We start from the raw sequence: 10,528 nt of genomic DNA on the forward strand, positions 1-10,528 counted from the left end.
CGTGGCCTTCGCCAGTGTCGACGTCGAGGGTCTGGCGCTGCTGATCGCCAGGCTCGAGGGCGCGGCGTCGTCGCTGCAAGGGGTGTGCGCGGACCTGACCGGCAGGGCGAACGCCCTGGACGTCCCGGTGCGTGAGCTGAGGAAGGTCGAGCACATCGCGACGTGGGTGGACGGGCAGCTGCCCGGGCTGCGTCGTCGTCTGGACCTGGCCAGGGTCGCCGACACGGCCGTCCCGATCGCGCTGCGCGGCGGGGTCGTGACGATCGTCGAGCCCGTCCTGGACGCCCGGCAGGCCGAGGCGGTGGGCCGGGGACTGGCCGCCGAGCTGGTCGCGATCGACTCGACGGGCGAGCAGGCAGCGGTTCAGCTGCGCGCGCTGCTGGCGCGCCTGGAGGGGCACGTCGGTGACCCCGACGTGATGTCCGGGTTCTACGCCGAGCTGGGGACCGCGCGCACCGAGCGGCTGGCGCACGTCGTCGCCGAGATGGCGCCGGGCCTGGAGGCGCGGGAGGAGTGGTCCGGGCGCGGCGCACGGGACCTGCAGGTGCTGGGGCGCGGATTCGCCGCGGCGCTGCACGACACCGACCCTCCGGCGGGTTTCGCCGCGACGGTCGCGGCGTTCGGCCGGGCACCTGCGGATCACGACGTGGCCTGGGGTCGTCTGGCACTGCTCCAGCACGGCACGATCCCGACGCGGCACCTGGTGGCGTTCACGCGCGCGAACGCGTTGGACGCGCTCGTCGAGAGTCCGATGGGCGACCTCAACGGCGCGCCGCTCGACGCGCGTCCTGCGGCGGTCGGCCTTTCCCGCGACCGCCCGGAACTGGCGTTCACCGCGCTGGCGGCCGACCCTGACGCCGCGCGCCTGGCGATCTCGACCGGGCCCGGAACGGGTGTGATGGTCGAGCGTGTCCACGCCTACAACGCACGGTTCGGTGTGCGGGTCGACCAGGCGTTCGGCGCCGCGCTGGCGGCCGGTGCCGGCGTCGGTGAGGACCCTGCCCGGCACGCCGCAGCCGCGCGGTTCGCGTTCGACGCGATCACCGCCACCGCGCGGCTGGACGGGACCATGTGGTTCGCCCGCGAGCACTACGCCGCGATCGCCACGGCATGGGCCCCGGAGATGCTCGCGGGGGCGACGGCGGAGGCGTGCCGGGTGCCGGAGTCCACCCGCAGCCGACCCGAGGGGTGGGAGGACATCCCGGGGGTACAGCCGCGGTTCTACCTCTCCCTCGAGGACACCCGGGGGTTCCTGGCGACCTTCGGCCACACTGACGAGCTCTCGGCGCCGTTCGACCGTGCGGTCGGTGAGCTGTACTACGGGCTGATGGCGAACGCGGTGCGCCTGGACGCCACAGCGGGGAACGGCGAGCAGATGGGGCGTGTCGCCAGCAGGTTCGGCAGCCTCGCAGGAGCGCAGTACCTCGCCCAGCACCAGGTGCGCAGCGAGATGGACGCCCAGGCGCAGGCGACCCGCGACCGCCTGGGGACTGCGACCGGCCTGGTTCTGGATCAGGTCGCGGGACCGGGCGGTCTGATCGGCACCGTGCTGTGGGAGGCCGGGAAGTTCGGCGTGAACCAAGGGCTGGACGCGTTCGTCGAGGGCGACGTTGACGCCTCGCACACGGGAGGGCTCGAGGCGCAGGCTGTCCGGGTGGGCCTGCTCCAGGACGCCGTGATCGCCCAGATCTTGGTCGCCAACGATTCACGGCATGCGGAGACGCTGCCGGCAGCGCTCCGGTCGCCGACGGGCGGTCTGATCGGCCCTGTTGAGATCGCTTACAGCCCTGCGCTCGAAGCGCAATTCACCATGTGGATCACCTCGACCAACGGCTCCAGTGGGGAGGTCGACACCTATGACGTGGTCGGGCAGACGAGTGACCGGTTCCTTGGGGGATTTGGGAGGGTGAAGATCCTGTTCGGGGAACCCTAGTCCTCGCCGCAGCGGGTATATCCCCTGATGGTCGTCACCACCTGGTCTCCATCGGTAGGCGACCCCAGATAGGTGAGCGTGATTCCTTCGAGTTCGCCCGTTGACACGGCGTAGGTGACTCGGCGGTCACCATCGGGATGCGGGGCGTCAATGATGCTCGCTTCATCTAGTTCCGCGAGGACCCCGCTGGTGATCTGGAGGCGAAACTTCTGCATGACGCCAAGAAAGCCTGTCTCGGCACTCGTGAGTGCGCCGGCCAGGGTGCTGCTGAGGTCGCCAGATGCGATGGGACCGATCTTCGCTGCGTAGACGTACTGCGATCCGCCGTCGGCGCAGGCCCGTGGCTCTGTTCCGTCATCGGTGACGTCGATGGACTCGGTGCCGAGGCCCTCCGCGGTCCCTTCGACCACCATGCGGGTCGCGTCCACCATCGCCGCGCGCTGCTCGTCGCTGGGGAGAGGTCCCGTGCAGCCTCCCGCAAGCATTGCGGCCGCGACCAGCGCCGTCGCCATGGCCGCGTCCCGACGTGTCACGGGATCCACCAATCGCGTGCTGTCAGCCATCGGCGAATCCTCGCATGGCTGACCGCGTCCTCGTTCGAGTTCCGCGGGGTGGCACTGGCTCGACTGTCGCCGGGTGCCGCCCTGGTTCTCGAGGAGGCGTGTGGGTCGCGTCGCCAGTAGGTTCGACAGCCTCGCGGGTGCGCAGTACCTCGCCCAGCACCAGGGTGCGCAGCGAGATGGACGCACAGGCGCAGGCGACCCGCGACCGCCTGGGGACTGCGACCGGCCTGGTCCTGGACCAGGTCCCGGGACCCGATGGCCTCGTCGGCACCGTGCTGTGGGAAGCGGGGAAGTTCGGCGTGAACCAGGGCTTAGACGTCTTCGTCGATGGTGACGTTGACGCCACGCACGCAGGCCGGCTCGAGGCACAGGTTGTCCGAGTTGCTCGGCTCCAGGACGCCGTGGTCGCCCAGCTCCTGGTCGCCAACGATCCACGACATGCAGCGGGCCTGCCGTCAGCGCTCCGGTCGCCGACCGGAGGACTGGTCGACCCTGTGAGGATCATCGACAGCCCTGCGCTCGACGCAGAGTTCGCGGCGTGGATGGTGTCAACCAACGTCGACGCTTCTGTTCAGTCCACCTACGATTCCGTGACGGATGCCGCCGGCGAATTCCACGCCGGTTTCGGGCGTGTGCAGGCTGTCTTCGGCAGGGCCTGAGTCAGGTGCAGCGCGTGTAGCCGTCGACGTCGATGTCATCGGCTCCGGCTGTTGCTGCGCTGAACGACAGCGTGATGCCTTGCAGGTCGCCGTCCGTGACGTGATATGTCGCGTGGCGAACGTCCTCAGCCGTCACCGGGTCGGCGATGTCGAGACGATCGAAGCGTGCGAGACCTGCATCCGCCGGGTCGAGTCCGAGTCTCTCCACTACGCCGAGGAACCTGTTCTCGACGCGGGTCAACGCACTGCCCATGGTGCTCGCTAGTTTGTCCCGACCGACGGGGCCGATAGTTGCAGCAAAGACGTATCGGCTCCCGCCGTCGGGGCAGGCGCGCAGCTCGTCTGCGTCATCGGTGACCTCTATCGAGTCCGTCCTCATGCCGTCTGCCGTCCGGTCGACGACGGTGCGCGTGGTGTCCGCCATGGGCGCGCGCTGCTCGTCCGCCGTGAGAGGCCCTGCGGTGCAAGCCCCGGCAACCATGACCCCGATGGCCATCGTCGTCGCCGTGGCCGCTCGGCGAGATCGAGGTCGGTTCACGAGTCGCACGTTGGCAGGCACCGGCGAATCCTCGCAGGTCGGGCGCTGATGGTGCGGGCCTTTCCACGGTCCGCGAGGTCGGCTGACTGGGGGTCCGGTCAATCTCGGGGCGTCGGCCCGTCCTTCGTGGTGTTCGGCAGACTGCGGTGGGCCCGACGCTCCGGTGACGAACTGCCCGTGACGTGTCACAGGCGCACCGTTTTCGGGTCGACCCCGGCCGCGGGCCACACGACCCCGTCACCGTCGACCACCCACGCGGCCTCCGGCAGCCGCGCCGCCAACCGTGCGATCCACGCGGCGAACAGGTCCTCCCAGCGGCACTCGACCGAGACCGCGAGGGCTGTGCTCAGGTCGGGCACGTCATCCAGGCCGGGGGATGCGGCGAGGTCGTCGCGCCAGTCGTGCGCGTGCCGGGGGTCGAGGGCGCCGAAGATCGTCAGGTAGTGGTTCTGCTCGTCGCGGTACTGGGCGTACGGCCCGTCGACCACCGCCCCCAGGGCCGCGGCGGCTCGCCACACGTCGTCCTCGAACGAGCTCGACGTGGAGACGAGATACGCGGCCTTCACGTCGCGGCCTTCGGTGTGTGCATGTGCTCGTGGTCCTCGCGTTCGTGGGTCGATGGGTCAACGCGCGCGGGTCGGGACAGTGTCGGTCCGCGGCCGACGCTAGGAGCGCAGGAGGGTGTCGCGGATCCGCACGCACCCGGCGGTCACGGTGAGGGTCAGTGCGCCCGTGAGGCCGTCGCTGCTCGACGTGACGCTCGCGAGGTGCCCGTCGGCGTGCCGGTCGACAGTGACGGTGTCGACGTCCTCCCGGGTGAGCTCGACGACGACGTCGTCGTCAGCCGACCAGAGCAGGTGTGCGGAGGCGCCGACGACGTCCCACGTGAGAAGCACGGTCCCGCCGCGCTCGGCGGCGAACGACACCGACCGCACCCACGGCTCGTCCCCGGCCTCGACGCTTAGGCCGAGAGCCTCGAGGTGCGTGTCGTCGGGTGCGGTCAGGGGTGCGGGCATCGTGGGCGTCCGATCGGAGGTCGTGGTGGTCGGTGTCGTGGCGCGTGTCAGCAGTCGGGCGGCCGGGGGACGTCGGTGCACAGTCCCGAGACCAGGCGGCTCGTGCGTTCCGCGACGCGTCCGGGCCAGGTCGACCGCTCGGTACGGGATGACGGTGAGAGGTGTCATGCGAGCACTCCCGCGTCGAAAGGATCGAGCTCCGCATCGACATCCGGTCCCTCAGGTAGGAGAGGCGCCCCGTGGGTCATTGCGCCAGGAGGCAGCCCAGGACCGAGCTCGCAGCACGCCGACACCGGAAGCGACCTCAACCTTCTCAGTCCTGGGGCGGCGGAACGCGTCCGTAGACGCCCCCGCCCTCGGGGTCCTGCACGGCCGTGAGCAGAGTCTCCAACGGCAGTGCGAGAGCGCGCGCGAGTCGGGCTGCATGAGCCTGGCGCATCTCGGCGGCGAGGAGTCGCAGAGGGGCGTCGGCCAGGGTCACCGACCATCCCGATTTCTCCTCGACGACCGTCAGGCCTTCCGGAGAAGACTCCTGCTGTCCCCAGAGGTCGAGGAGCGGGAAGTCGTGGGCTCCTCTCCAGGCGTTGGCGTGAGACACGATGAGGAAGGTGTCGAGCACGGTGCTGCCCGTCGCGAGGCGCACCGTCTCGCGCGGGACGGCGCGCAGAACCCACTCGACGACCAGGAGGTTGTCCTCCGGGGTCACCCGGTACTCGATCTCGCCGTCCCCGACGATGAGCGTCTCGCCGTCCGTCGTCACTCCGACGGGTACAGAACGGAGGAAGTCGACCGTGCGGGGGTCGAGGGCGGGCGCGTTCATTTGAGTGTCCCGGTGCGCTTGAGGCCGTGCGCCAGGCTCCCGCTGACCGGGACCAGTACGTCCTGGCGCAGGCGGTGGGCAGCCGTGCGGGTCCTGCACCCCCGGCTGCCGACGCCACAGGTTGCCCGCCGCAGCGACGCGACGCGCGTACCCGCAGCCCGTACGGCGACGGGCAGTGCCCGCATCTCCTGATGCTCGGGCGAGTCGACGGCGGTCATCGCGCTTCCTCCATCGCGGCCCTAAGGGTCGCCCGAAACCTACAGGTTTGCGCATCGCTGGAGGTGTCGTTCACAGGACGGCCGATGGGATCCAGACCTCGTGCCGACGCGCCGGAGAAACCACCCGAACGGGGACTCAAGCGCCGCCCTCTAGCGTCCGCTCTCTGGCGAGACGCCCGGACCCGCCGGCGCCAACAGCGTGGGAGTGGAGTGCGATGGCGGACGACGCGCCGACGACGGGCCCGCAGGGGCGATCCGCGCCGGGACAGGTGCTGGGCAAGGCGCGAGGCGCGCTCCATGTGGAGGCCGTGCAGGCGCAGATCTTCAGGGCGATCTCCGTGCAGCGGCCGGCCGTCCTGCAGTACCTGCGCAGCCTGCGTCGGGACAAGCCGGAGGCGACGGCTGCCGAGCTCCTCAAGGAGCTGGACCGCCGGTATGTCACGACCGTCACCACCGCGAGCACGGGCGTCGGGGCGTCGGCTGCGATCCCGGGAGTCGGGGTCCCTGTCGCTCTGGGCCTCGGCGTCGCCGACCTCATGTTCTTCTACGAGACGAGCGCCCTCTATGTGCTCGCGGTGGCGGAGCTCCATGGCATCGCCGTCGACGACCCCGCCAGGGCGCGTCCGTTGGTGTTCGGCATGTTGCTCGGCGAGAAGTCCCAGAGCCAAGTGACGAAGCTCGTCATGGGCGCCATCCCGGGGATGGACGATCAGGACGCGCGGACCGTGGCCGCCGGTGTCGCGGGTAAGGCGCTGCCGAGCGGGTGGGGTGAGGCCCTGACCCAGCAGTTGCCCGACTCGGCCCTGGCCCCGGTGCTCACAGTCCTCGCGCGGGAGGCGCTCAAGACCGGAGGCAAGCTGACGGCCGGGACCCTCGGCAAGGCGGTTCCCTTCGGGGTGGGAGCCGTCATCGGAGGTGTGGGGTCCTTCACGTTCGGCAGGGACGTCGTCAAGGCGTCCCGGTTGGCGTTCCCCGACCCGCCGGCCGGCTTTCCGCCGTCGCTCGACCAGGTCGCGGCCGACGAGGGGCCGGGTGAGCCGTCGCGGGCAGTGCTCGCGCTGCAGAAGGCTGCCGTCGGTGCGGCGACCTTGGGCGGTGACGTCCGCGACGCGGTCACGAGGTCCGCAGACGTGTTCCGGTCCGTCGACCTCGACGGCGACGGCGTCCCGGACGAGGCGCGTGCGCTCAGCGCTGTCAAGGGTGCGGCGTCAGCCGTGAAGGGTGCGGCCGGTGGTGCTTCCGGAGCCGTCGGGGCGGTGTTCAGCCGGCGACGCGGCCGACCCGGATCAAGCGGGGCGGATGGTGGCGAGACTGCGCCGGACCTCGCGGGCGGCTCGGCGAACCTCGGCGACGTCGCGACGGACCCCGCCGAAACCGTGACGGGGACTGCCGACGGCGCTGCGGACGACTGAGTCACGGTCACGCGCGGCCCCTTGCGACTCGGGCCAGCTCACCTCACGGCTCACTCGTCACCGACTGCCTGGACGACCTGCTCGCGCGGGTCCTCGACGATCGCGCGCGATCGGGCTGATGAGATCGGCTCGAGGAGACCCACAAGGCGTCCGTGCCGCGATACAGATGAAGAGCTACGATGTAGCACATGGGCACGATCGGCATTCGCGAGCTCAAGCAGAACGCGTCTGCGGCGGTCGCGCGCGCGGCGGCCGGTGAGACGCTGACCGTGACCGATCGCGGACGGCCGGCGGCACAGCTGTCGCCACTGCCGACGTCGCCCCTGGCGCGTCTGCTCGAGAGCGGGTCCGCGCGTCCGGCACGCACCGACCTCGCCGACCTCCCTTCCCCCGTTCGCGCAGCGGGCGGGCGATCCGCGCTGTCCGACGCGCTCGCCGACCTGCGCTCCGACGAGCGCTGACCGTGGCGTACTACCTCGACACCTCCGCCCTGGTGAAGCTGGTCGTCGACGAGGGGGAGACGGCGGCACTGCGGGAGTGGTGGCGGTCGCACGGCACCACTCCCGTCTCGTGCGACCTGGCGCGAACCGAGCTGATGCGCGCCGTCCGCAGGGCCGCACCCGAGGCCGCAGTGCAGGTACACGCGGTGCTCGATGCGCTTGTGCTGGTGTCCGTGACCGCGCGAGTCTTCGACGCGGCCGGGCGGTTGGAGCCGACGACACTGCGGTCGCTCGACGCGATCCACCTGGCTGCCGCTCTCGAGCTCGGCGACGACCTCGAGGGGATCGTGACCTACGACGAGCGGCTCGCCGAGGCGGCGACGTCGTACGGCGTCCCCGTGGTCGCGCCCGCCTGAGCGGGATCGTGTGCTGCAGGGTTCTCGGGCGGCCCTGCGGTCTCCGTGATGGCCGGTCAGCAGTCGGGCGGCTTCGGTCGGTCGGTGCAGAGCCCGGAGACGAGTCGGCTGGTGCGTTCCTCCACGCTGAACGGTGGGGTCGATGCGGTGGTGGTGGCGGTGCCGTCGACGTCACGCCAGGTGGGGTGGCCGTCGACCTGGTAACGGCCGGTCCACTCGGCGGTCAAGGTGATGGTGGCGCTGCCGGGCGTCTCGTACCGGTGGAAGACGTCGTGGGCGGGGTAGGGGCGTCCCGGGGAGGTGGTGGCCAGGGTGTGCCCGTCGCCGTAGTCGTAGGTCCAGCGGGTGGGGGTGGCCTCGACGGTGATGCCGTAACCGAGGAGCTCGGTGCGCAGGGTGACCGGCGTGGGGTCGGTGTGCGTGATGGTCTCGATGTTGACGAGGACCCAGCCGCGGTCCGGCTGCATGGTGAGGGCTGGTGCCGGCAGGGGGAGGCGACGGAAGCCTTCGGCGGTGAGCTCGGGAAGCAGGTCGACGCCGCACCCGCCCTCGTCGATCTGCTCCCAGGAGCCCCAGGCGGCGGTCGGGGTGGCGCGGGACTGACGCCACATGGGCATCACGATGGTGTCGCCCTCGGCGCACTCGCGCAGGGTGCCGGCTCGGTCGGCGCCCGCGGGGCAGGTCCCGTCCGCGAAGCCCATGGTCCATCGCCCTGCGACCTCGCGGCACATCGGGGCGCGCTCGTAGTTGAACAAGCGGAGCTCGGCGGCCACGGCGACGTTCTCCCGGGCCATCTGCTCAGTCCGCGAGGCCGTCACACGGATGGCGCCCCCTTGGGCCTCGCTCCCGACGCCGCGAGCGTGGGCCACCGCCGGGAGCATGACGACGAACATCAACCCCAGCAGCGCTGCCGCGGACAAGCGGGTCATTGGACGGGACCGACGTCAACCGCGTCAACGACCCAATGGTCGACAGTGAACGTCAGGGCGATCGCGAACCGGTACCGCCCGCCCTGAGACTCCTCGAGTACCGTCCCATTGGCGTCGTACTCGGTAGAGGGAGCCTCGGTCGCGACTACGGTCGCGGAGTACCAGTTGGCCGCGTCGATCTCGGTGCCTTCTGCGGACTCAACGGTGATGAACCCGCCTTCGACGCGGCCGCCGCGGGTATGGATGCTTGAGGCGCCGTCACGGGCGCTGCTGCAGAAGACGCAGGCAGGCGCAGCGAGCTCGTCCCACGCTCTCGTGTCACCCGTGGCGTACACATACGGGTATAGCGCGATGAAGTAGGCCGCAGCCGCCGCGGCCCCGTCGGCATCAGGCGTGGCCATCGCGGCCGGCCGGTCGGGCGGCGTGGTCGCATCCTGCGAGGGCTCCGTCGTCGGCGACGGACTTGGGGTCGGCAACACAGGTGCGGTCGCGGACGTGGCCGCCGTCGGTATTGCTGCGCCGCCGTCCGTGCAACTCACGAGCGACGTTGCGAGAGCCAGCGCAGCCGCCGTGCCCGTGAGCTCGCGTCGGGGCCATCCGCGTCTCGGCATGTCGGAAAAGTACCGGTTGTACACCCGCCCCGGGTTGTGTCGGGCCGTCGTGTGGACAAGTTCGCGTCGTCCTCGTTGCCGGCGCGCGAACGAACTCCTGCGACCTCGGTCCCTCCGGCACCGACGGGCCCGTGCCGATAGTGGAGGGGGACACCCACCCGAGGAGGTCACGGCCGTGGCGCGCACCTACCCCGAGCACCCCGCGTTCCCCGAGGACGGCGGTGCCGAGCAGACCGTATGGGAGGAGGGACGGTGCGCGGCAGCGCGCGACGGAGCTCGAGGAACGACTGTCCGGCGCGACCGAGGGTGAACTGCCGGCGGACGTCCTCGAGTACCGCCAGCTGCTGGAGACCGCGGAGGACGAACGCGGCGGCCTGGCGGCCGAGCGCGACAGGCTGGCGGCCGATCTGGAGATCCAGAACGAGCGGGCCCGCGACCTCCAGGCCCAGGTGGAGCAGCTCCAGCACGGGCTCGACAAGGCGGCCCGGAGCGGGTCCTCCCGCGTGGCGACGACGCGCGGCGGTGACGTGTTCGAGCGGTTGTGGCCGCGCCTCGTCCTGCACGAGGACGCGAAGGCCTACCTGGTCGACGTCCGAACCTGTGCCCGGCCCCAGATGGTCGGTCACGTGCTGTCGCAGCTGGATCGCGGCGAGGCCGTACCGCTGAAGCGGTTCCGCGCCACTGAGCACGTCCTCGAGGTGAATGCCCACATCCGCATCGACGCCACGGGTCGGGATCGCGGGCGTGTCTACGTGCGGCGCCTCGGTGACGGACGCCTGTGGGTGTACATCGACCGTAAGGACGACCCCAAGCATCAGACGGCGTTCGCGCGGAGGATCGACGGGCTGCCGGAGCCGGAGTCGGAGACGCTCTGATCGATCGGGTGCGATCGGGGCGTCGTCGGTCTGGGCCGAGGTGTGGTCGTCGACCGGGCTGAGCACGCAGAGGTTCACCCGTTCCGGAGTCCCCTGTA

13 protein-coding genes are annotated in these 10,528 nt (G+C 70.9%); 6 read left to right on the top strand and 7 right to left on the bottom strand.

Translation table 11 applies throughout. The features are described 5' to 3' along the window. Position 1: 1 nt before the first annotated feature. Positions 2-1,933: a hypothetical protein gene (locus J1G43_RS02880; RefSeq protein ID WP_207377925.1), complete on the top strand. Its 1,932-nt coding sequence runs from the start codon at positions 2-4 to the stop codon at positions 1,931-1,933. Here the strand turns inward: J1G43_RS02880 and J1G43_RS02885 are convergent. Further along, positions 1,930-2,496 carry a hypothetical protein gene (locus J1G43_RS02885; RefSeq protein WP_207377926.1) on the bottom strand — a complete coding sequence of 189 codons (567 nt, stop codon included), beginning with the start codon at positions 2,494-2,496 and terminating at the stop codon, positions 1,930-1,932. The genes J1G43_RS02880 and J1G43_RS02885 overlap by 4 nt on opposite strands. A 176-nt stretch (positions 2,497-2,672) precedes the next feature. On the opposite strand from J1G43_RS02885, the gene J1G43_RS02890 reads away from it, so the two are divergent. Next, a complete protein-coding gene (locus tag J1G43_RS02890) occupies positions 2,673-3,155 on the top strand; it encodes a hypothetical protein (RefSeq protein WP_207377927.1) in 483 nt (160 codons plus the stop codon). A gap of 1 nt (position 3,156) precedes the next feature. Here the strand turns inward: J1G43_RS02890 and J1G43_RS02895 are convergent, their stop codons facing one another. The 4 genes from J1G43_RS02895 to J1G43_RS02910 all read right to left on the bottom strand — a co-directional run bounded on the left by J1G43_RS02895 (position 3,157) and on the right by J1G43_RS02910 (position 5,529). Further along, positions 3,157-3,579, bottom strand: a complete 423-nt coding sequence (locus J1G43_RS02895; RefSeq protein WP_207377928.1) for a hypothetical protein — start codon at positions 3,577-3,579, stop codon at positions 3,157-3,159. A 299-nt stretch (positions 3,580-3,878) separates the two neighbouring features. After that, positions 3,879-4,259 carry a hypothetical protein gene (locus tag J1G43_RS02900; RefSeq protein WP_207339674.1) on the bottom strand — a complete coding sequence of 127 codons (381 nt, stop codon included), beginning with the start codon at positions 4,257-4,259 and terminating at the stop codon, positions 3,879-3,881. Between the two features lie 99 nt (positions 4,260-4,358). Next, complete coding sequence (locus tag J1G43_RS02905; RefSeq protein ID WP_207377929.1) at positions 4,359-4,709, bottom strand: hypothetical protein; 351 nt, start codon at positions 4,707-4,709, stop codon at positions 4,359-4,361. A 313-nt stretch (positions 4,710-5,022) separates the two neighbouring features. Continuing rightward, positions 5,023-5,529, bottom strand: a complete 507-nt coding sequence (locus J1G43_RS02910) for a hypothetical protein (protein ID WP_207377930.1) — start codon at positions 5,527-5,529, stop codon at positions 5,023-5,025. A gap of 265 nt (positions 5,530-5,794) precedes the next feature. Here J1G43_RS02910 and J1G43_RS02915 point away from each other — a divergent pair, with 265 nt between their 5' ends. The 3 genes from J1G43_RS02915 to J1G43_RS02925 all read left to right on the top strand — a co-directional run bounded on the left by J1G43_RS02915 (position 5,795) and on the right by J1G43_RS02925 (position 8,015). After that, positions 5,795-7,159: a hypothetical protein gene (locus J1G43_RS02915; RefSeq protein WP_207377931.1), complete on the top strand. Its 1,365-nt coding sequence runs from the start codon at positions 5,795-5,797 to the stop codon at positions 7,157-7,159. A 188-nt stretch (positions 7,160-7,347) separates the two neighbouring features. Beyond that, positions 7,348-7,620: a type II toxin-antitoxin system Phd/YefM family antitoxin gene (locus J1G43_RS02920; RefSeq protein ID WP_207339670.1), complete on the top strand. Its 273-nt coding sequence runs from the start codon at positions 7,348-7,350 to the stop codon at positions 7,618-7,620. A gap of 2 nt (positions 7,621-7,622) precedes the next feature. Further along, entirely contained in the window at positions 7,623-8,015 is a 393-nt protein-coding gene (locus J1G43_RS02925; protein WP_207339669.1) for a type II toxin-antitoxin system VapC family toxin, read from the top strand. A 56-nt stretch (positions 8,016-8,071) separates the two neighbouring features. Here the strand turns inward: J1G43_RS02925 and J1G43_RS02930 are convergent, their stop codons facing one another. Together J1G43_RS02930 and J1G43_RS02935 are read right to left on the bottom strand one after the other, a co-directional pair. Beyond that, positions 8,072-8,935, bottom strand: a complete 864-nt coding sequence (locus J1G43_RS02930; RefSeq protein WP_374191782.1) for a hypothetical protein — start codon at positions 8,933-8,935, stop codon at positions 8,072-8,074. 5 nt (positions 8,936-8,940) lie between these two features. Beyond that, the gene (locus tag J1G43_RS02935) at positions 8,941-9,483 is read right to left on the bottom strand and encodes a DUF6318 family protein (protein ID WP_207339667.1); all 543 of its coding nucleotides are present in this window, start codon (positions 9,481-9,483) and stop codon (positions 8,941-8,943) included. 293 nt (positions 9,484-9,776) lie between these two features. Here J1G43_RS02935 and J1G43_RS02940 point away from each other — a divergent pair, with 293 nt between their 5' ends. Next, positions 9,777-10,430, top strand: a complete 654-nt coding sequence (locus J1G43_RS02940) for a hypothetical protein (protein WP_207339666.1) — start codon at positions 9,777-9,779, stop codon at positions 10,428-10,430. Positions 10,431-10,528 lie beyond the last annotated feature (98 nt).

Source organism: Cellulomonas sp. zg-ZUI22 (assembly GCF_017353535.1).
Lineage (GTDB): Bacteria > Actinomycetota > Actinomycetes > Actinomycetales > Cellulomonadaceae > Cellulomonas > Cellulomonas wangleii.